16 protein-coding genes, 1 tRNA gene and 3 pseudogenes are annotated in these 21,523 nt (G+C 45.9%); 10 read left to right on the top strand and 10 right to left on the bottom strand.

All coding sequences use genetic code 11. The features are described 5' to 3' along the window. Positions 1-535: 535 nt before the first annotated feature. Positions 536-1,150: pseudogene (locus RIM23_RS16520) on the bottom strand (precorrin-8X methylmutase); the annotation flags it as partial. 108 nt (positions 1,151-1,258) lie between these two features. On the opposite strand from RIM23_RS16520, the gene RIM23_RS16515 reads away from it, so the two are divergent. Beyond that, positions 1,259-3,166 carry a heavy metal translocating P-type ATPase gene (locus tag RIM23_RS16515; RefSeq protein ID WP_446368276.1) on the top strand — a complete coding sequence of 636 codons (1,908 nt, stop codon included), beginning with the start codon at positions 1,259-1,261 and terminating at the stop codon, positions 3,164-3,166. 1,139 nt (positions 3,167-4,305) lie between these two features. Here RIM23_RS16515 and RIM23_RS16510 read toward each other — a convergent pair. Further along, the gene (locus RIM23_RS16510; protein ID WP_446368275.1) at positions 4,306-8,364 is read right to left on the bottom strand and encodes a PAS domain S-box protein; all 4,059 of its coding nucleotides are present in this window, start codon (positions 8,362-8,364) and stop codon (positions 4,306-4,308) included. Between the two features lie 485 nt (positions 8,365-8,849). Further along, on the bottom strand, positions 8,850-9,725 hold the full coding sequence (gene rsmH, locus RIM23_RS16505) for a 16S rRNA (cytosine(1402)-N(4))-methyltransferase RsmH (protein ID WP_446368274.1): 876 nt from the start codon (positions 9,723-9,725) through the stop codon (positions 8,850-8,852). A 347-nt stretch (positions 9,726-10,072) separates the two neighbouring features. Between rsmH and RIM23_RS16500 the strand changes: the two genes are divergently transcribed. Both RIM23_RS16500 and fabD read left to right on the top strand, forming a co-directional pair. Continuing rightward, the gene (locus RIM23_RS16500) at positions 10,073-11,257 is read left to right on the top strand and encodes an NAD(P)H-quinone oxidoreductase subunit H (protein WP_446368273.1); all 1,185 of its coding nucleotides are present in this window, start codon (positions 10,073-10,075) and stop codon (positions 11,255-11,257) included. A 135-nt stretch (positions 11,258-11,392) separates the two neighbouring features. Then, positions 11,393-12,274 carry an ACP S-malonyltransferase gene (gene fabD, locus RIM23_RS16495; RefSeq protein ID WP_446368272.1) on the top strand — a complete coding sequence of 294 codons (882 nt, stop codon included), beginning with the start codon at positions 11,393-11,395 and terminating at the stop codon, positions 12,272-12,274. A 138-nt stretch (positions 12,275-12,412) separates the two neighbouring features. Here the strand turns inward: fabD and RIM23_RS16490 are convergent, their stop codons facing one another. Next, positions 12,413-12,931 (bottom strand): PEP-CTERM sorting domain-containing protein, encoded by a 519-nt coding sequence (locus RIM23_RS16490; protein ID WP_446368271.1) that lies wholly within the window; start codon positions 12,929-12,931, stop codon positions 12,413-12,415. 522 nt (positions 12,932-13,453) lie between these two features. Here RIM23_RS16490 and RIM23_RS16485 point away from each other — a divergent pair. From RIM23_RS16485 to RIM23_RS16470, 4 genes are all read left to right on the top strand, one after another. Further along, positions 13,454-14,167, top strand: a complete 714-nt coding sequence (locus RIM23_RS16485; RefSeq protein ID WP_446368270.1) for a PspA/IM30 family protein — start codon at positions 13,454-13,456, stop codon at positions 14,165-14,167. A gap of 3 nt (positions 14,168-14,170) precedes the next feature. Beyond that, the gene (locus RIM23_RS16480; RefSeq protein WP_446368269.1) at positions 14,171-15,097 is read left to right on the top strand and encodes a phosphate ABC transporter substrate-binding protein; all 927 of its coding nucleotides are present in this window, start codon (positions 14,171-14,173) and stop codon (positions 15,095-15,097) included. Positions 15,098-15,270: 173 nt separating this feature from the next. Then, positions 15,271-16,638, top strand: coding sequence for a TAXI family TRAP transporter solute-binding subunit (locus RIM23_RS16475; protein ID WP_446368268.1), 1,368 nt, complete (start codon positions 15,271-15,273; stop codon positions 16,636-16,638). A 94-nt stretch (positions 16,639-16,732) separates the two neighbouring features. Beyond that, the gene (locus RIM23_RS16470; RefSeq protein WP_446368267.1) at positions 16,733-17,371 is read left to right on the top strand and encodes a lysophospholipid acyltransferase family protein; all 639 of its coding nucleotides are present in this window, start codon (positions 16,733-16,735) and stop codon (positions 17,369-17,371) included. Positions 17,372-17,413: 42 nt separating this feature from the next. On the opposite strand, the gene RIM23_RS16465 is transcribed toward RIM23_RS16470, so the two are convergent. Then, positions 17,414-17,917: a DNA recombination-mediator protein A gene (locus RIM23_RS16465; protein WP_446336392.1), complete on the bottom strand. Its 504-nt coding sequence runs from the start codon at positions 17,915-17,917 to the stop codon at positions 17,414-17,416. A gap of 189 nt (positions 17,918-18,106) precedes the next feature. Here RIM23_RS16465 and RIM23_RS16460 point away from each other — a divergent pair. After that, a tRNA-Val gene (locus RIM23_RS16460) sits at positions 18,107-18,180 on the top strand. Between the two features lie 187 nt (positions 18,181-18,367). Then, positions 18,368-18,583, top strand: a pseudogene (locus RIM23_RS16455) (type II toxin-antitoxin system RelE/ParE family toxin); the annotation flags it as partial. 72 nt (positions 18,584-18,655) lie between these two features. On the opposite strand, the gene RIM23_RS16450 reads toward RIM23_RS16455, so the two are convergent. The 3 genes from RIM23_RS16450 to RIM23_RS16440 all read right to left on the bottom strand — a co-directional run bounded on the left by RIM23_RS16450 (position 18,656) and on the right by RIM23_RS16440 (position 19,801). Further along, complete coding sequence (locus RIM23_RS16450) at positions 18,656-18,844, bottom strand: hypothetical protein (RefSeq protein ID WP_446368266.1); 189 nt, start codon at positions 18,842-18,844, stop codon at positions 18,656-18,658. Positions 18,845-19,040: 196 nt separating this feature from the next. Beyond that, a complete protein-coding gene (locus tag RIM23_RS16445) occupies positions 19,041-19,460 on the bottom strand; it encodes a hypothetical protein (protein WP_446368265.1) in 420 nt (139 codons plus the stop codon). A gap of 20 nt (positions 19,461-19,480) precedes the next feature. Next, on the bottom strand, positions 19,481-19,801 hold the full coding sequence (locus tag RIM23_RS16440; protein WP_446368264.1) for a hypothetical protein: 321 nt from the start codon (positions 19,799-19,801) through the stop codon (positions 19,481-19,483). Between the two features lie 235 nt (positions 19,802-20,036). Between RIM23_RS16440 and RIM23_RS16435 the strand changes: the two genes are divergently transcribed. Further along, entirely contained in the window at positions 20,037-20,174 is a 138-nt protein-coding gene (locus RIM23_RS16435) for a hypothetical protein (RefSeq protein ID WP_446368263.1), read from the top strand. Between the two features lie 51 nt (positions 20,175-20,225). Here RIM23_RS16435 and RIM23_RS16430 read toward each other — a convergent pair whose 3' ends face one another. Continuing rightward, complete coding sequence (locus RIM23_RS16430) at positions 20,226-20,969, bottom strand: hypothetical protein (protein WP_446368262.1); 744 nt, start codon at positions 20,967-20,969, stop codon at positions 20,226-20,228. Positions 20,970-21,192: 223 nt separating this feature from the next. Beyond that, positions 21,193-21,453, bottom strand: a pseudogene (locus RIM23_RS16425) (transposase); the annotation flags it as partial. Between the last annotated feature and the right edge of the window lie 70 nt (positions 21,454-21,523).

The following is a 21,523-nucleotide window of genomic DNA, read 5'->3' as shown; positions in this document are numbered from 1 at the left end:
TACAAACGAGCTGGAGAATCTTCAAGGGCATGGTTTGTAGGGGCGGGTTTTACAACTATCGTTTCTTTTTGACTCAGATGTAACTAAACCCGCTCTGCCCCAACCTTTCACCTAACCAAAAACCCAATGTAGGGGCGGGTTTAGGGACAAAATTAATCAAGCCACCAATCACCTTTGGACAAAACCCGCCCTGCCCCAACCTTTCACCTAACCAAAAACCCAATGTAGGGGCGGGTTTAGGGACAAAATTAATCAAGCTACCAATCACCTTTGGACAAAACCCGCCCTGCCCCAACCTTTCACCTAACCAAAAACCCAATGTAGGGGCGGGTTTAGGGACAAAATTAATCAAGCCACCAATCACCTTTCGACAAAACCCGCCCTGCCCCAACCTTTCACCTAACTAATTCCCTAAAGTCCCAATTTCGACATTTTTTTTGTACGATCGCGGTTGAGAATAAGGTGTTGAATAATCATACTCGCGATCGCACCAGGATAGACAGCACCCAGATGATCAGGGCTGAGTGCTAACCCTCTACTGCTTCTGCAAATAACAATGGCAATTGGGCTTTTCAATCAAAGATTCAACTAAACTATTCAGGGCGACGGCGGCTAATAATCCACCGCCAGTCGTCCCCAGAGTAGTAATATACTCCACACCCGAACCCATTAATCGGCGTTTAGCGGCTGGGGCGTGGCTGAAGCCAATCGGCATTCCTACAATTAAGGAGACTTGCAGTTGTCCTTGTTCGATTCGTTTCAAGGCGGATATCAATACTGATGGGGCATAGCCGATCACTAAGATACAACCAGGCGTGAGGTGTTGCAATCGTTCCTGCCATTTCCCTTGTTGGTAAAACCTTTGTTCGGCTTCATCAGCGCTGTGGATGTGGGGTTCATCAATTAGAGTCTTGACAGTAAGCCCTAAATGTGCAATCCGCGTCTGATCAAGAGCCGCGACAACTGGAGAAACATCAGCAACAATTTCACAGTGAGTCTTGAGAGCATTTCTAGCTGAAGCGATCGCCCCTGGACTCAAACGCACAAAATCGACTAAACTGACATCACCACTAGCGAGTACCAGTTTGGTCAGTAAATCTCGTTCAATTTCATTCTTTTGGGATAAATCGGGTAACAGTCGCTGCGGTGAGTTGTTTGATGGTTAGGTATTGGTTTGTCATTTTGCTAGTTTAGCACTTGACCTTGACATTAATGTCAAGGTTTAGGATGAGGCAGTCGGAAACTCATCAATCATGACATGAAAAAAATCATCGCAGAACATCCGGATACTTGGGCGGCGGTAGCCTGTGCTGTTTTAGTCTGTTTGGGTTGGCTTTTTCTCCAACTTGGCTGGTTAGGATTAGCGTTATTGCTCCTCCCAGCCGCCTATGTGATTGGAGGTTACGAGAGTGCGAAAGAGGGACTAACGACTCTGTTTGTCGAAAAGGAACTCGATGTTGATTTATTGATGATCATAGCTGCATTGGGGGCGGCATTTTTAGGGGTTTGGCAGCGGGACTATTTTTTGATTGTTGATGGCGCGGTATTAATTCTTATCTTTGCCATCAGTGGTGCATTAGAAGATTACGCCATGAAACGAACCAGCCGTGCGATTAGCGGCTTGATGGGATTGACACCCGATACAGCACGGGTTATCCTCCAGGGTCAAAACTGTCAGATTCCGATTCAAGACTTAAAAATCGATGACAAAATTTTAGTCAAGCCCGGAGAATTAATCCCCACCGACGCCTTGATTATTGAAGGTGCAAGTAGTCTCAATGAAGCCTCTATCACTGGAGAGTCGCTACCCAGAGAAAAAGCGGTGGGAGATGAAGTTTTTGCTGGCACAATTAATGGGGCTGGAGCGTTAATTCTGCGAGTGCATCAACCTCCCGAAAGTAGCTTGATTCAACGGGTTATTCGTTTGGTCAAGCAAGCTCAAACGGAAGCGCCGCCATCTCAACTATTCATTGAACGCTTAGAACGCGGTTATGCGAAAGTAATTGTAGTTTGTGGTATCCTGCTGGCGATTCTCCCCCCTTTTGTTTTTAATTGGGATTGGGAAACGACGATTTATCAGGCTTTAGTTTTTTTGGTCGTTGCGTCTCCCTGTGCTTTAATGGCGGCAATTATGCCGACGCTGCTATCGGGAATGACGAATGGGGCGCGACAGGGTATTTTATTTAAAAGTGGCGCTCAGTTAGAGGTAATTGGCAAAATCCGAGCGATTGCCTTTGATAAGACGGGAACCCTGACGACTGGAGAACCAAAAGTTATCCAAATTATCAGTGTTGACCGATACGATGAAGATAAGGTTTTGTTAAAAGCGGCGGCTGTGGAAGCCTATTCCGAACACCCTATTGCCAAGGCAATTGTGCAAGCCGCTATGGATAAATCATGGAGGTTAGGGTTAGCTAAGAATGTATTGTCTCACACAGGTTTTGGGATCAGTGGTGATGTTGACGGGGAAGGGATAAAAGTTGGTACAGCTAAATTTATTCAATCCGAAGTTTCTCACTTTCCCCAAACTATAATCGCAGAAAGCGAACGCCTGAAACAAGACGGTAAAACCATCGTTTGGGTGGCGACGGCGGGTAAACTATTGGGAATTATCGCGGTTGCTGATACAGTACGTCCGGCGGCTGCAACTGTGATAAAAGACTTGAAAAAATTGGGCATCGAACAGGTGATTATGCTGAGTGGTGATAGCCAAAGCACGGCGGGTTACATCGCCCATCAGCTAGGAATTGATCATGTTTATGCCGAACTTTTACCAGAAGATAAAGTTAAGGTGATTAAAAGGTTGAAAAAATACCATGAAACCGTAGCCATGGTTGGTGATGGTATTAATGACGCCCCAGCTTTGGCAACTGCATCTGTGGGAATTGCCATGGGAACTGCTGGGAGTGATGTGGCTTTGGAAACTGCCGATGTTGTATTAATGGCAGATCGTTTAGAAAAGTTAACGGCTGCGATTCGTTTAGGTCGTCGTGTGACTCAGGTTGTTACCCAAAATATTGGGTTTGCTTTGTGTAGTATTGGTTTGTTATTAGTGGCTAATTTTACGATTGGCATTAGTCTTCCCCTCGGTGTTATTGGACATGAAGGTTCTACCATATTGGTGATTTTGAGTGGTTTACGGTTGCTCAGAAATAATACCAACTGAAGTTTGGACTACGATGCGCGACAGAGGGGGTTTCACCACAATAAGGGGAGTGTGAGGGGTGAGATGGATGTCCTCGACAAAGAACACCTTTTTATCCGGGTTCACCAGTAAATTGGCTGACTCATATCAACTTGTCAAGTTCTGATAATTTAAACGATTCTTTCCCCCAGAAAGGTTTGAATTTTCCAATCAGATTCCCGTATTAACAAAACGTCATAATTGCTCGTTTTTTACCTCGTTTTGGGAAAAAGCTACGAGTTTTCAAGGGTTGCAGCGATTGTGAGAGACTTGTGCGATTTTCAGGTATACTATTTATGGTGGGTTTTTTATGGGTAAAAACAATTTTAATCCAGCTAAATTCCTTGAATCTTCGTAAGACTTTGTATAATTCATGGTTTTCGTCTCACGGCTAACTTCCCCCTTGGACGCATGTATTTTGTTTAACTTATGATAAAAATCATTACTAAGTCTTGACAACAACACAGATGACACAGAGGGAATGGCACTTTCTCGAACACTGAAGAGTGAGGGACACAGATGACACAGATTGCAGTTGGAAACTTCCTAGGAGATAGAAAATAGAGCATTGGGAAAATAATCGGTATGGGAGCTATTGACAAGTTCAGTGGTTTCATGAGAGACTTACTTCATAATGGGAAAATGTGCCTGCCTATAGGGTCGCCTTTTCGCCCGATGGAACAGAAATCCCAGATTAATCCCTAGGACAGCGCTTATCCCTTCCTTCACCCCGAAAATAGTCCTAAATAGAAGCCAAATATCCCCATCAGTTAAATAAGTCCACACCAGCATTAGAAGTAGAAGCGATCGCGTAATAGTACCAAATGCAGATAACCTCCAATGCAGGGGACTTGCAGTTGAAAACGTCTCACTCAGATAGAAAATAAAGCCTTTGGCAAAAATAATCGAGAGTTGAGGTATTGACAAGTTCAGTGGTTCTATGAGAGACTTACTTCATAATGGGAAAATGTGCCCGCCTATAGGGTCGCCTTTTCGTCCGATGGAACAGAAATCCCCGATTAATCTCCGGTTGGTCACTATTCCTTCCCTAACCCCGAAAATGCGATACATCCTTTGAGGAGATCGGGGAATGGAGTCAATAGCCATCCCCCTCTCATCCTTTACCACTGGGGTAAATTAATCATTAACTGTTCTGCGGCTTGCCGATTTAATGGTTTAGAGAAAAAGTATCCCTGACCATATTCACATTGCCGCCCTCGCAGTTGGGCTAACTGCATATTCGTTTCTATCCCTTCAGCCACAACATCCATGCCTAAATTGTGAGCCAAGGTCACAATCGCTTGTACAATCTCCCCATTTTCTCCCGCATCCCCCATGCGACTGACAAAGGAACGGTCAATTTTTAAGGCATCAATGGGAAACTGATGTAAGCGACTTAACGAAGAATAGCCGGTGCCAAAATCATCAATGTACAACTGAATATTTAATGCCTTAAGTCGCTCCAATAAAGCCGACGCCGAATCGGAATGTTCCATAATGCCGCTTTCGGTAATTTCCAACTTGAGATTCCGGGGATTAACCTCTGTCTCTTGAATAATTTGGGCAATTTGCTCAATTAAATTGGCTTGGGAAAACTGTTTTCCCGACAAATTAACACTCATGGTTAACGGGGGATAGTGGCGAAACTGTCGTTGCCATTGGCGTAGCTGATGGCAGGATGTTCGCAACACCCACTGACCAATGGGAATAATTAAACCCGTTTCCTCGGCTAAGGGAATAAATGCGCCTGGTGAAATCATTCCCTGTTCTGGATGCTGCCAACGCACCAATGCCTCAAACCCGGTAATCTTACCTGTCGCCAGGGAAATAATCGGTTGGTAATAAACCTCAAGTTCTTGGCGTTCAATTGCCCATCGCAGTTCAGTTTCCAAGCGTAACTGGGCAAGGGCGCGACCGGACATGGCGGTATCAAACATAACATAACAAGCGGTTCCCTGAAGCTTTGCCCGATGCATGGCGGTATCGGCATCTCGTAGTAAGTCTTCCGCCCGGTTATACCCCATACCACTCAGGGCAATCCCGATACTGGCTGTGGCAAACACCTCATATCCATCTAAATTAAATGAGGATGCCAAAGTTTGGTGAATCGATTTGGCGATATCCGTGGCTGCCCCCGTATTGGGGATATCATCAAGTAGAATCGTAAATTCGTCCCCCCCTAACCGGGCTAAGGTATCACTAGGGCGTAAGCACCCTTCTAATCGGTGGGCAATCGCACTCAGCAGTCGATCGCCAACCAGATGCCCTAAACTATCATTGATGACCTTGAAACGGTCTAAATCCAAGACAATCACCGCACATAAATAGTCCCAGCGTTGCCCTGCCCGTCGCAAAGCATACTCCAGCCTATCCATGAATAATGCCCGATTCGGTAATCCGGTCAATACATCGTGGAAAGCATCGTGGAGTAACTGTTCCTCCATCCGTTTGCGATCGCTAATATCGACCACCTGACTAATGTAGTGTAGGGGTTGACCTTGAGCGTCTCTGACCAACACAACCTTCAAAATAGCATTGACAATCCTGCCATATTTTGATAAATAACGACGTTCAGTTTGCAGATGGGAGAGTTCCCCCTGCAACAAGGATTGGTGTTGGGTAAAGTCGAGTGCCAGTTCAGTCGGGTGGCTAATTTCGGTAAACGTGAGAGCCAAAAGTTCCTGAGCCGTATAACCCAAAGCTTCACACAATGCCTGATTAACCTTGAGGAATTTACCATCAAGGGATGTCATTGCCATGCCAATGGGAGCCAGTTCAAAGGTGAGGCGAAATTGCTCCTCACTTTTGAGTAAAGCCGCCTCTGCTTGTTTGCGTTTGGTCGTATCGGTAGCAATTCCATCCATACGAATGGCAGTACCCCTGTGATCGTAAATTAGGCGGGCGCGATCGCGCAGCCAACGCACTTCGCCATCCGGTCGTACAACCCTATATTCTAGATCTTTACTCCCCTTATGCATCATCGTTTGAGATGCCATCTCTACCCGTTGGCGATCATCAGGATGAACGACTAACTGCCAGAGACTGGGACAATCCACAAAGTCGGATACGGGGCGACCATAAACTCGTTCTGTCGCCGGATTCAGGTAAATAAACTGTTGAGTCTCCAGAGACGCTGACCAGACCACATCGTCTAGAGACCTGAGAATACTCTCCAGCTTTTCCTCACTCTGTCGCAGGGCTTCCTCTGCCTGCTTCCGTTTGGTAATATCGGTTTGAATCCCGACAAAATGGGTTAAATAACCGTCCCCATCAAAGACGGGCGACACATAGAGTTCATTCCAGAACGTGCTGCCATCTTTGCGATAGTTCTGTAAAATAACATGGCATTCTCGTTGCTCTTGAATCGCTGTCGCTAACTTAGTCACCCCGGCTTGATGATAATCAGGTTCTTGCCAGAAACGGCAGTTGCGTCCAATCACCTCCACAGCTGTATAACCGGTCATTGACTCGAAGGCGGGGTTGACGTAAATAACCGGGTTATCCGGTTGATTGGGGTCAGTAATAATCACCCCATTATTACTCGCCGCGATCGCTCGCTGCATTAGATACAGATTCGCCTCTGACTGCTTATGTCCAATCGCCAAGGCTAAAACATTGGCAATCGCCTGGAGAAAGTTAATGTCATCTTCACTAAAGCGGCGCTTGCTGGTGGTATGTGTCCCTAAAACCCCAAACGGTTGCTCTTGACCCGGAATTACCACACTCGCACCACTGACAACGCGATGATTGTAGAGTAAAGGAGGTCCACTAAAGCGAGTTTCAACCCGTAGATCTTCGACCACGACAGGTTCTTGGGATACCAGAGTATAACCGGCTTGGGAATTCCTGTGGGCACCGACTAAGGCATACCCAACCAATCCCGGCGACCAACCCACACCCGCTTTGAGTAAAAACACATTACCATTGGGCATCAGTTCTAAGATTTTACAATACTCAACCTCTAAGGTTTGAGCAATTGTACTCACCGCTTCGTTCATCAGGGTGTTCAAATCAAGTCCCGAAAGCGCCCGTTGGCTCAATTTGGCGACGGCTGCTTGTTGACGCGCTCGTACTCTCAGTTCTCGGTCTGGCTGTTCTTTCGGGGTCAGATCTCGAATAACCAGTTGGGTTGCCCCTTGACCTTGATAAATGGCAGGTAAACGGGCAATCTCAACATCAATAATCTGACCGTCTAACTGCACGAGTTGTTCATCCACTGGAGAGATAAAATCTGACCAAGGTTTACCGATAAGTTGGTTTTGACTAACGCCTCCCAATAGTTTGACACCTGCGGGATTGATATAAACCAGTTTTCCCTGACTGTCGAGGGCAATGGCATTAGGAGACTGTTCGACCAAAGTCCGATAGCAGGCTTCACTATCGATGATAGCGGCTTTTGTTTGTTGGAATTGGCTAATTTGCTGATAGGTATCGCTGATATCATTGAATATACTCAGAATTGCTTTTTCTTGATTTAAGGTCAAAACCTGCATCGATACAGTTACCCACAAAGGTGTACCATTGATTTTATGGATACGAATTTGAGCATTCTGGACAGAGCCATTTTTTGCTAACGTTGCTAACAGGGTTTGCCAGTCAGTAGGGTTTTCATAAAAATCTGGCATTGAGCAACTGAGAAACTTTGAGGTGGCGACACCAAACATTAAGCTGGCGTGGGAATTGCCGTAAACAATTTTGCCATCGGAAATTCGTGCGATCGCAACAGGTACAGGAAGGGCTTGCACAATCGCCCGAAACTGTTCTTGGCTCTGTTGCAGTTCGGCTTGAGTTTGTAGACACTTAGCTATATCTTGCTTCAGTTCATTCGACTGGGCGATCGTACTGACTTGATCGTATAGTTTACAGGTATGGTCGTCATTCCAGTTATTGTATTGATGAGAAACAACGTCTAGCTTCTTGAGTTTGGTAACAAACGGTAACCATTGGCACAAGCCGATAAACAGCAGTCCAAATCCAACTAGGTAGACTAGCGTCACTGGAATGAGTGTATCGATTGGATTTGGGTTTATTGTGGTCAAACCAATAGTACGGTTGACTAAATCCATGAACCCATCCAGACAAATTAAGGCATAGCCCGCCAGCATATAGAACCAGCCCGGTTGCCGTTCAATCTGTGATTTTGAACCGATCCACCACAAATAACCAAGAATAGGCATCATTAGGGACACCCTGAGGCTCCCAATTACAATTTCCCTCATAATTCATTTAGGGCAAGCGTGAGTCATCAACAAAAGGAACAGTCTATTTTGGAAGATCCAAAAGTTTGCCAAATATTTTCTTAAAAACGAAATAACACCAAACATCCACCTGAAGCCGGATAAGGGTAGCACTCCCTGTTGTAAGATTAAGTTTGGTCTGATGCATCTGCCCTGATATTTCTTCGCCAGAGTGGCATGTTCAGCAATTTTTCCGCAACATCTGCTTATTGACACCAACTTGGGGATAAGAAGGAACACTTAATTGGTGACGACAATTACGTCGCCATCTGTTTGTATCTTAGAACACTAACCCCGTCTTAGGAATTGACAAATTAGCCATCATCTGCATCGACGAAAAAGCTAGTGTTCTATTGTTAGTTTTCCCGATCCAACACCAGCGAAAGAGGATGATTCGACTGACTCTAGCCCTGTAGTCTCTTGTCCCTTCAAAGACGCTCAGCCAATCTCAACTTGGCAGAACGAGCGCGGGGATTTTCATCCCGTTCCGTGGATTGTGGAGTTATAGGTTTTTTGGTAAGCACCCGCAAAATTGGAGAATCCCGCAAGTGGTGTTTAACCAGACGGTCTTCCAAGCTGTGAAAACTAATAATACCAATTCTGGCTCCTGGCTTTAACCAAGTTGGCGCACAATTGAGAAATTTTTCGAGAGCGGATAATTCTTGGTTAACGGCAATGCGGAGAGCTTGAAACGTGCGAGTGGCGGGATGAATTCTACCATAGCGGTATTTTTGGGGAACGACCCGCGCGATCGCATCGGCTAATTGGGTGGTTGTCTCAAAAGGACGACGTTCCACAATTGCCCGAGCAATCCGCCGGGATAAGCGCTCTTCACCATATTCATAAATAATGTTTGCCAGTTGGGTTTCATCCCAATGATTGATAATCTCGGCGGCGGTTAGAGATTGACGTTGATCCATCCGCATATCTAGATGAGCCGGATGGCGAAAACTAAAGCCGCGCGAGGGAACATCCAGTTGAGCTGAACTGACGCCTAAATCGGCAATAATGCCATCAAATAAAGAGTCCGGCGGTTGATAGTCAGCAAAATTCCCCTGCCAAAATTGGATGCTTTCGCCATAGGGAGCTAACTTCGCTTCAGCCGCCGCGATCGCGATCGCATCTTGATCTATGGCTGTGACACGGACATCAGGAGCAGCTAATAGGATTAATTCGCTGTGTCCACCCCCACCCACAGTCGCGTCTAAATAATGCCCACCCGGACGAATCGTCAATTCGGCAATTAACTCCTGACTTAACACCGAGCGATGAAAAAACTGCCCCGTTTGCGCCTCAGACTCCATCTGACATTCTCCCCCACTCAATCAAAGATTGCCGAAAAACCTGTGGTTTGGACTGTAGGGGCGACCTGCTTGGTCTAATCAACAACACCACTCCACTCAATTTAATCGGGTCGCCCTCTACTTACAGCGCTTTCCTCTGCTATGAGGTACAACATCAATCTAGCAGTTTGAGGGATAGCGGGCTAATACTGTACTCCATAAGAGCGCGAAGCGCTGTAATTGGCTATCACTAAACGCGCTATCTGGGGCATAATACTATCGTACCCTGACCCCGGAACCTCACCTGAATATCTATGGTAAATAAATAGGCGTCATCGCTAAAAGTTGGGTAAACCAAATACATTACTATGGCACAACTCGAAACCAGAACTGACCCAATGGTTCTCAACTTGGGTCCTCACCATCCCTCCATGCACGGCGTTCTCCGCTTAATCGTCACCTTAGACGGGGAGGATGTAATCGATTGCGAACCGGTTCTCGGTTACCTGCATCGCGGCATGGAGAAAATAGCTGAGAACCGCACGAATATTATGTATGTCCCCTATGTGAGTCGGTGGGACTATGCAGCGGGCATGTTTAACGAAGCGATTACAGTCAATGCCCCAGAAAAATTGGCAGATGTTCCAGTACCCAAACGCGCCAGCTATATCCGCGTGATTATGCTGGAGTTGAATCGAATCGCCAATCACCTGCTTTGGTTAGGACCATTTCTCGCGGATGTCGGGGCGCAAACTCCTTTCTTCTACATCTTCCGGGAAAGGGAATTGATTTACGACTTGTGGGAAGCCGCAAGCGGACAACGACTGGTTAATAATAACTACTTCCGCATTGGTGGAGTAGCGGTTGATCTTCCTTATGGGTGGGTTGACAAATGTGAAGACTTTTGCGACTATTTTGACCCCAAAGTCGATGAATACGAACGCTTAATTACCAACAACCCAATTTTCCGCCGTCGCGTCGAAGGCGTGGGTACGATTACCCGTGAAGAAGCGATAAACTGGGGACTTTCAGGTCCAATGTTGCGGGGTTCTGGCGTGAAGTGGGACTTGCGGAAAGTTGACCACTATGAATGTTACGACGACTTTGATTGGGAAATCCACTGGGAAACTGCCGGGGATTGTCTTGCCCGGTATTTAATTCGGATTCGGGAAATGCGGGAATCCCTGAAAATTATTCGTCAGGCATTAAAAGGATTACCAGGCGGTCCCTACGAAAATCTGGAAGCCAAACGCATGGCTGAAGGAAAGAAATCTCAGTGGAATGATTTTGATTACCAGTATATTGGCAAGAAAATCGCTCCAACCTTTAAGATTCCTCCGGGTGAACACTATGTTCGCCTCGAAAGTGGTAAAGGAGAACTGGGAATTTTTATTATTGGGGATGATAATGTTTTCCCGTGGCGTTGGAAGATTCGCCCACCAGATTTCAACAACTTGCAAATTCTGCCCCATATTTTGCGAGGAGTCAAGGTGGCAGATATTATGGCAATTCTCGGTAGTATTGACGTGATCATGGGTTCAGTAGACCGCTGATTGATCAACAGATATTGAGAGAAAGTGGTACGCCAAACAACGTACCACTTTTTTTAATTAGCGTTGAATCAAAATTATTGATTGTGCATTTCTCCTGAGATAATGAATACCCTGAGCCACCGTAAGGAGTAGAAGATGACTAAAACTGCATGGGTGTTTCCCGGACAGGGTTCTCAAGCTGTCGGTATGGGAGCGGATTTAGCCGATTTACCCATTGCTCAAGCTAAATTCGCACAAGCCCAGCAAATTTTAGGCTGGGACGTGCTAGAACTGTGCCAAAGTTCTGAAGAGAACCTGTCTCGCACTCTGTATACTCAACCCTGTCTCTATGTCATCGAAAGCATCTTAGCTGATATCCTCCAAGAACGAGGACATAAACCCCACCTCGTCGCGGGTCACAGTTTGGGCGAATATGTGGCACTCTACGTGGCTGGTGTCTTCGACTTTGAGGCGGGGTTAAATCTGGTTAAATGTCGTGCTGAACTGATGGATAGTGCATCAGGGGGCATGATGGCAGCTTTAATTGGATTTAACCAGGAACAGCTTGACCAACAAATCCAGCAGCATGATGATGTGGTATTAGCCAATGATAATAGTCCGACGCAAGTCGTGATTTCCGGAGCCCCCGATGCCGTGGAAGCGGTATTGAGTCAGGTTAAAGCTAAGCGAGTGGTGCGGTTAAATGTCTCTGGGGCGTTTCACTCACCGTTCATGGCATCAGCCGCCGCCGAGTTTCAGACGGTGTTGGAGTCTGTTCCCTTTGCTGATGCTAAGATTCCGGTATTATCCAATGTAGAACCCATACCCGCCACAGAAGCGGCTGTCCTCAAGGAACGCCTGCAACGTCAGATAACGGGCAGTGTGCGCTGGCGAGAAATTTGCTTACAACTGTCAGAGGAAGGAATTGAGAAGGTAGTAGAAATTGGTCCAGGAAAAGTTCTCACGGGTTTGATTAAACGAATGTGCCGGGATATAGTTTTGGAAAATAGGGGAAGTTTGGCGGATTTGTCGGGTTAAAACCACTTTCTCACTGTTGGAATTGTAAGTTCTGCCAGTTAGTCTGACAATATTGAACAGATAATGGCAAACACAAACCCGACAGTAGGGACACGGCAATTATTGTCCCTACTGTTGAATAAGAACACATCCGCTAGTTTAGTTATTCCGTGTCGTTTTTGCGTCAAAGGGCAACATCTCGATATCACGCGCACTAAAAAATCCATTGACAAACTTAATTATTAAAATTTTGCCATCCCAAATTGGAGTATAAGCAATACTATAGGTTACCCCTTTGGCAGCATCTTCCTGGCGAACAGGTGGATCATTATCAAACAAGTCTAGCGTCAATGAGTCCAAATCAAATTCAAATGCTGCGAACCCTCGCTCAGCACCGCCTATTGGTTGCACAACCCCGCCACTGATTACCGTTTCCGCGTAAATAACTTGCGCCCCATTCCTTAATTCGTATCGCCATTCATCTAAGTCTTCATCCCGAATCAGACCCTGTTCTACCGATGTTGACCACATCATTACCACCGAATCAAACGGGGGATTACCTACAGTTTCTTCTAAGGTTAAGGTAGTTGTAAAGGAATCAGCTAAGGCACTCTCCATCACGCTGAACCCCAAAGCAGCAGTAGCCGCAGCTACAGCAAATTTCTGGTATAGTTTCATACCTATTTCTCCTGAAATACAGCGACAAAATAAAATCAAGCAGGAAGCCTATCAGTTTGGTACAAAACGTTATTTTAGGTTGGGTAGAGCGATAGCAAAACCCAACCGACAAAGGTGACATGCTCCCATTAAGCATCTGTCCTTAACTCAGGCTTCTGAAGTAGGTTTCTCCGCAAAACTGTATTTTTTGTCAAAAATCTTTACAAAATCCGTCCAAAAAACGAAAGATACTTCCCCAGCTCTATTAACCTAGTGTTAACCTAATGAGTCTACTGTAAGTTATATATTTTCCATTTCTCTGTTACCTGTTGCCTGCTGCCCAAAATCCGTCGGTGACACTTGCAGGTATGGGATGTGGTCGCTGTTTTCGGAAAATCGTCATTTTGTAAAGAAATATTACAAAGTTGATCCTTTTTCGTAAAAGGCAAGACTAAACCTTGAGTGATGTGTAGAACGAATAGTTCTTCTATTGAATCAATAGTCAAAACCAAGAACGAGCGTATTTACAGTGAGTTTAAATCGATGAAAAAAGCAGTTTACTGGCTAATGGGAGAAAAAGCAGGACGGGTTGCCGTCGGCACCTGGAATTGGCTGTGGGGTATGCCTGTAGAAACAGGTGGCAAAGTCGCCGTAGAGGTCGCTGAACAATCCCTGCGCTCCATGCAAGAATCCGTGCAAAAGCTTGCCCATGCCGTTTCTACCCAAGTGGCGGCTTATGAAAGAGCCAAGCAAAAATATGAGGCGAAAACCCAGGAATTGCAGAACTTTGAACAGCAAGCCGCGATCGCGCAGCAAAATGGCAATGAAGAAGGCGCTCGTTTAGCGATGACAAAGGTACTGCAAATTGAGCAGCTTTTGCCTCAGTTAGAAGAGCAAGTTAAACAGGCAGAACAGTTCGTCAATGCCTCAAAAGATAAGCTGAATCGGGAACGAATGAAGCTGGAACAATACAAGACTGACATGCAGAACATGAAAGACATCTCAGAGATCAACGAGGCATTATCGGCAATGGCAAAAGTCAACAGCGACTTGAGTATTGATTCAGCCCGATCGCAGTTTGAACAAGCCAAAAGTGCCGTTGATCGGCGTAATTTGCGTACCAAAGCCTACGCTGAACTATCTGAAAATCCGGCGGAAAAACTCAGCGCTGACTTGGAAACCATGGCGATAGACGATGCCGTATCCCAACGTCTGCAAATGTTAAACAATTCTAGTCCCAAGGAACTTCCTGAATAAATTATGGCAAAGACAAGTAGCGGTCCTCCTCCGATTGTTTTTATCCTGATTGTTCTGCTGTTGCTGGGTGGTGGTTACTGGTGGTTTGTCATGCGCTCAAAACCAACCCAACCGGGAGCGATTAACCCATCCCCAGGAGGTCAAGTCACACCCCAACAACCTGGGCAATCAGCCCCCGCCAGTGGCACATTCCCCTTGCCGACGTCAGTACAGGCTGGCACAACGGTGAGGATTGATGGCTCAACCAGCATGGTTACCATTAATCAGAACCTCAAACGTGGCTTTGAGACTCAGTTTCCCGGTACAACGGTAACAGCCCAAGCTAGGGGTTCCGAGGTGGGACTTCAAGCTGTCCTAGGGGGTCAAGCGGATATTGCCGCCGTATCCCGCCCCCTCACTCCCGCAGAACAAGGTCAAGGCTTGATGGCACAGCCAATTGCCACGGATCAGATTGCCGTAGTTGTGGGACAAAACAATCCGTTCTCAGGTTCCCTCTCCTTGGCTCAAGTTGCTGGTATTTTCCAGGGACAAATTAATAATTGGTCTGCTGTTGGCGGAGCATCAGTTCCGATTCGGGTGATTAATCGCCCACCCGTGAGTGGCACTCATCAAGCGTTTAAGGAATTAGCCCTAAATGGTGGGAATTTTGGCACGACACCCAATATTATTACCTTACCCAGAGATGAGACAACCGGTTTGCTGCGAGAACTGAATACAGATGGCATTGGCTATGCCACCTATGCCCAAGTTGTCAACCAGCAAACGGTGCGATCTGTACCAATTGATGGGGCAGCACCAGGAACGCCTAATTATCCCCTACAGCGGCAGTTGTATTACGTGTACAAAAATCCAGCTAACCCAGCCGTTCAAGCCTTTGTGGGTTATACGACTTCACCCCAAGGACAACAAGCTATGTTTATTGGCAATTAAGGAGCTTTGTCATTTGTTTATGTCATTCGTCATTTGTCGTACCTAACTTGAAAAGGGGGTGACTTTATCGGATTTGGTATTACACTAGAACCGTCACCAGTTTCCTATCCGTTCTCACAGCAACAGAAGCTATGCTCCAGACGTAGCCTGTCTGGAAGCGGGGACGAGGAATTGTGTCAGCAGAACGTTTATTAAACTCAGGTACTCTGCTAGCTATGTCCCATCGGTATTCTATTCGGTTAAGCCGTAAAATTTTCCTAATTCTCTTCAGCCTAGGCTTAATTGTAAGTTTAACCGCCTACGTGGTTATTAAGCGTAACCGAGTACATCACCTCACCATCGCCGCAGGGTCAAAGCAAGGGGAAAGTTACCTCTTTAGTCAGGCAATGGCACAAGTCGTTGCTAAATATAACCCGAAAATTCAGATCAAAGTCCTGGAAACCAAGGGTTCAAAGGAAAATATAAGACTGCTAGAAGAGAAGAAAGTGCAACTGGCGACAGCCCAGGCGGATATCCCTGCCCTACCCTCGGCGCGGATTGTGTCTAAATTATTCCCTGATATGTTTCAGTTGGTTGTCCAAGCCAACTCTGGCATCAATCAAGTCTCCGATCTCAAGGGAAAACGGATTGGACTGCCACCAGAAGGGGATGGTCAGTATTTGTCCTTTTTATTCGTCGCCGAACATTATGGCTTGGAAAAAACCGACTTTTTGGGCTTGGCTGTATCTGAAAAAGAAACCGATGAGGCGTTTCGCCAAAACAAAATCGATGCCGTGTTTCGGGTTCGCCCTCCAGGGAATAAATCAATTCTTGATTTGGTACAAAACCGGGGCGGGCGGTTGGTTCCGATTGAGCAAGCCGAAGCGATGAACATTAAACAACCGGCATTGGATGCTGACTTTATTCCCAAAGGCACTTACCAAGGAGCTCCTGCCATTCCCCCCACTGACTTACCCACTGTAGCCGTACCCAGGATACTTTTAGCTCACCAGAAGGTTGATTACAAGCTGATCCAAGAGATTACCAGCATTTTGTACGAGCGGCGTCGGGATATAGAGGCTGTGCTCCCGGAAGCATCCTACATCAGTCCCCCTAGCGTGTTGGTGGGGACGATTTTACCCATCCACCCCGGTGCCCAAGCTTACTATGATCGAGAGAAGCCATCCTTTCTACAAGAGAATGCCGACTGGCTAGGTTTGTTACTGTCAGTCGCGCTTATGATCGGGTCTTGGGCTTTGCAGTTGAAATCCCAACTGGAAAAGAAACAGAAAAATCAGGGTGATAACTATAATCAAGAGATTCTGGTGCTAATGAAACACATCGAATGCTGTAAGGATTTAGCCCGTCTTGAACAAATTCGACACCAGTTGTTCAGTACGTTTGAGAGTGTCGTCAATGCCCTAGACTATGATCAGATCACACCCGAGTCGTTTCAGTCGTTCACCTTCACTTGGGAAGCCGCGATCGCAGCGTTTCGCGATCGCAGAAGTACTCTCATGGCTAAACCCACCCCAATCTCGAAGTCAACACAAGTAAAGTAAAGTATGAAACCCGACAAAATCCTTAAATTGGTTGTCTCCAACTGATACTCTAATACAACAGCCCCATCAGGGGGGATTATGTTTAAGATGTTCTGTGACTAAAAACCGCGAACCCTTTGCTAGCCTAATCCTCTACCACGCCTTTAAATGGTCGGTAGTCAGCCCAGTGCTTAACATTTACCTACGAGGTCACATCCATGGTGCTGAACATGTGCCGATGGATGGTCCACTGGTTGTCGTCAGTAACCACGCCAGTGACTTTGACCCGCCCATTGTGTCCAATTGTGTGCGGCGTCCGGTGGCATTTATGGCAAAAGAGGAATTATTTCGCGTACCAGGACTCAAGCAAGCCATTCAGTTGTATGGTGCTTACCCAGTGAAGCGGGGTGCAGCAGACCGGAGTGCCATTCGTGCGGCGATTGAGTGTTTATCACAGGGGTGGGCTGTGGGTGTATTTTTACAAGGAACGCGCACGCCGGATGGTCGTATTCCTGAACCCAAGCTTGGTGCTGCCTTAATTGCAGCTAAAGTAAACGCCCCTCTACTGCCCGTAAGTTTATGGGGGACTCATACCATTTTCCCAAAAGGTTCACCGATACCGCGTCCTGTACCTGTAACCGTGCGAATTGGTCAACCCATTGACCCTCCGGCTTCGACGAAACGACCTGATTTAGCCGCAGTGACCCAGAAGTGTCAAGCAGCTATTCATGCTTTACATGATTTAGGACGATGAATCATATCGACCTATCGCATCGGGTACAGGACGTGCTTGTGCTTAATCAAAATAGAAAATTGTCACAACCTTGCGTTGTTCTTCTGCCTCCTCACAGGTTTTCAGCAAGGTTTTGCTGTCATGAAAGGCGAAGCAGATAAGCTGTTGACATCGGGAAATGATTTCGGAGTTACACAACGCACTAGCTTCTGCCAGAGACAGATGATCATTTTCTGGGTTTTCTACTAAGTGCATGACTTGTTGAAGTTGAACTTGCGACTCCCGTGGCTGACGTTCTAAGCTTTGGGGCAAAATGACCGTCAGCAAATTAGCGTCAGCACGCATTGCACCGCGAATCGCGGCTGAGTTCGTACCTGTGGCGCCAGAGGTCATCAGACGATTGCCAGCTAGAACCAAGGCATAACTCATCATCTCGATCAGATGTTGATGGGTAATGGGTACATGACGCGATCCTAACAGGGCAATCCGCTTAGAACCCGTTTGCTGGATTGTCGCAAGTTCTTGCGCTAAGGTATCTACACCGGAGATTTCTACTGATTGATTCAAAGATGCTGGTTTAAGCTGAACAACCTAGGTATTTTAGCAAAACCAGCGACAGTTAGGACTATTAGCTCGCAAAAAGGTGGCGGAGGTGTACAAGTGCAGGGGGGCGGGGAGAGAAAAAGTATTTTGGCTTGATCCGACTTGCTTGCCACTTTTAAAAGAGTCGTGCTACAGTAAGATACTGTTTGGTTCGGACGCATAGCTCAGTTGGTTAGAGCACCACGTTGACATCGTGGGGGTCACTGGTTCGAGTCCAGTTGTGTCCATTTAATTGTTAATTGCGAGTAGTATCGTGTATCTGGGGAAAAGGATAGAGGATGCATAAGGGGCAACTATATTTTTAGTGCGCCGGCTCGGCAAGATTTAAGGCAAATTAAAAACTATATGGCACAGTTTAGTTTAAGTGCGGCTAGTCGTTTTCTTGACGCTTTTGAGTAAAAATGCCGTTTATTAGCGGATTTTCCGGAAATGGGACGTTCTCGTGAGGAACTCGCTCCTAGTTTACGCAGTTTACCTGTGGATAAATATGTCATTTTTTACCGCCCGATTGAAAATGGCATCCAAGTGGAACGGGTGTTGAGTGGTTACAGAGATTTAGCTTCAAGGACGTGGGTTTGCTCTTGGCTCAAGGTGATTTGCATGATTACCTTTGATCGTGGCAATAGTTGAAATATACCTCTACTGTATCGTAGTCTCCCAGTCAGCGGTCGCTATTCTCACTATCCCGATTACGCGATCGCACTACTTGATAAGCCATTGACTTAGACGCTTTTGGGCTTCTTCTTGGGGAATTGTACCTTGTGTTGCCGCCGCTTCTAATCCACGATAAACTTTCTCGATGACATACAAGTGATATTGGATATCTTCTAGGGAGCAGTCATCGGGTAATTGAGCCAAAAGGGAGGTGACAGCTTGCTTGGCGCTACTCATCGTTCTTTGCTGTACTGTATTTATCCCATTTTAGGGCGATCGCACATTCAATCGATCCCGATCACGCGATCGCACCTTTTGAGCAAACAGCTTCCATTCCTGATGACATGACGTATCTGGGGAAAGGGGAAGGCGCGATCGCGTTGGCTATGAATGGGAGTTTAGCTCATTGTTTAAGGGTTCCGAGGTTGTCTAATCATCTTGTTGCGAGTTGTTTAGCAACTTGTTCGATAACAAGTGAGCGACAAAGGACTTCAATTTTGTTATTACCACCGATGTCAAAAAACAGATGAAGCCAGTCGTTAGGGGAAAGGGAGAGGTCTTCTAACCAAGGTGAAGGAGTGATTTTTCCCCAGCCGATAATTGTGCCGAGGTTTGCTGGAGAGGATTCTAGGTGATCTGGATTTGGATAAAGTTGTAGGTCAATGCGAATGCAGGATTTTAGGATAAGTTTTAGGGGTTGATCGGTAGTGGCAACTTCAGGTAAATAATTAATTGAATTTAGATCCCAGTAGTAGTTGAGGTTGAGGATATAATCATAGGGTAATTGCCACTCCATTGAGAGTAACTCTGCTTCGCTAAAATCGTACTGTTGCCAAATTTCTTCAAAGTTCATAGTCTGGTTAATCAGTTGGGTTAAGGGAGCAAAATAAAGTGGGTTTCTCTACGACTGCCGGGTTTTCCTGATGCGTTTAGAGGTTGTTCTCCAGGATCGCCGCCTCCAGGACCATTGTAAACGCGAACATAAGATAAACCATTGGGTTGAATCATAATTCTGACGCTGCATTGATTGTTTGGGCTTGTCCAGATCGTACCTTGACCACTTTTCGATCCGCCTCGGGCTGGGGTGGATGTCCAACCCGAAGTGATAAGCTTGGTTTCAAGGGTAGTTTTATCGATCCCATTGACGAGCTGATTTAAGACATCTATGGCGGTTAGGATGTTACCTGATGACATAGTTCAGGAAAGTGAGATATTGGTATGTTGAAGGTAGAGTAATTAACCTAACAGAGATTCAATGTGGTGATGTATATTAATGATCTTTGTTTCATAACTGTTTCCAGATTTGATAACTTCGCGAATTGGCGTGGAGGTGTGTTGTTTGGGCGATCGCTCTTTTGATCAGGGATTGGCGTTAACCGGGAGGGAGAGGGCGATCGCGTGGGAGTCCAGGTATTTGTAGGGGCGGGTAATGGTGCTTGATTTTAATGTTTGTGATAACTTTTCAACTCGCGCCCGCCCTGACTCAAAATGGAGGTGTGTTTTAGGCGATCGCTTTTTTGATCAGGGATTGGCGCAAATTGGGAGAGAGAGGTGCGATCGCACTTAGGAGAACCGGATGAAGTGCGATCGCAATTGTGATGAATTCCCCTACAAATTATTATTTGTATAACTTCACCAAACCCTTATGAACAGCATCTTGGAAAACGGTCGGGATATAAAGACAACCGGAATTAGCCTGTAGGGTGGGCAATGCCCACCCAACTTTACCCATTATTTCAAGCCAATTCAAAACCAAGTGATAGTTTCCACTATGACCAGATTTAGCCTTGACGCGAACGTAGTATTCGCTGTTTGCTTTCAACTCATATTCGTCATAAGTTGACTTCCGATTCTTGGAATCAACTTTCTTCAACTGCTTGCCATTCTTGTCATACAAAATTAACTCAATATCTCCCTCCAGAGGTAAACTACCACTACCACTTGGATGACTAACCGAAAATTGCAAGAGGCGAGGATCTGATCCCGTGGAAAATTTGTAGTAATCCAGCTCACCAGTCGGTACTTCGACGTGGTCATTCACCGTAACCCGTTTCCCTCCAATTTGACCTAGATTCCGAGCATCAGATCGAGTCTGCCCTGCCTGATCTAAGTTATGAACAAAGGTGTAAGAAGATGAAGGCATTGATGGCTTAGGAGTCATCACGACGCGATACTGACCGGGAGCAAGAGAATCATAGCGAAATACACTGTTACCAGTGCTATTTGGATTGACAGCAACCCATTGCCCATTCTGTTGTCGGTAAATTTTAGAGGTGTAGTGAATGGAGTCAATTGTCTGACCACGGACATCTCTTACTGCTGTGTGTAGGGTGCGATCTGTCGCATTACCCGCATTTCTCACAAACTAATTTGAGAAGCTAATTTGAAGGGGAAAAGTAGAACTTTTCATGCGCAGAATATAAAAATTCCATATTCTCCAACAAGATTAACCTGAAATTGCTAACCCTTACCCGAAGCATTCGATAAAATGAGCGTTAGTATTGGCAAATTTATATGACAAAATAAACTGAAAAGAGCTTCAGTCATTTTCACAACTATGCTTGTTATCTTCGAGAGCTAAAAACTTAACTCGTATTGGGAATGGCTTGAATTCTTGAGTGCGCGATCGCTAAAATCTCTTGATAGGGACAAGAACTGGATATGGCAATAACAATTCTTCTCACACTGACTGTGATTCTCGCTCCTAACTTAAGGAGATTGAGGCGAATTGTTCCGACAGTTGCTTTGGACAAAGAAGTTTTCTTTAAACCATGATAGCGAAAGGCTTGCACCAAAACATAAGCTATTGATGACAGCCACAGTCTCAGTTGGTTACTTTGAAAGGAGCTTCATTATCAAATTAATTATAAAATTTTATTTGAGTTAATCAAAAACAGTTAGTTGGCGTAAACTATA

The sequence above is a fragment of the Coleofasciculus sp. G3-WIS-01 genome (genome assembly GCF_040223135.1).
In the GTDB taxonomy this organism is placed as follows: domain Bacteria; phylum Cyanobacteriota; class Cyanobacteriia; order Cyanobacteriales; family Coleofasciculaceae; genus Coleofasciculus.
Note: the sequence above shows the minus strand (reverse complement) of the source record. Positions and strands in the feature narration are given on the sequence as shown.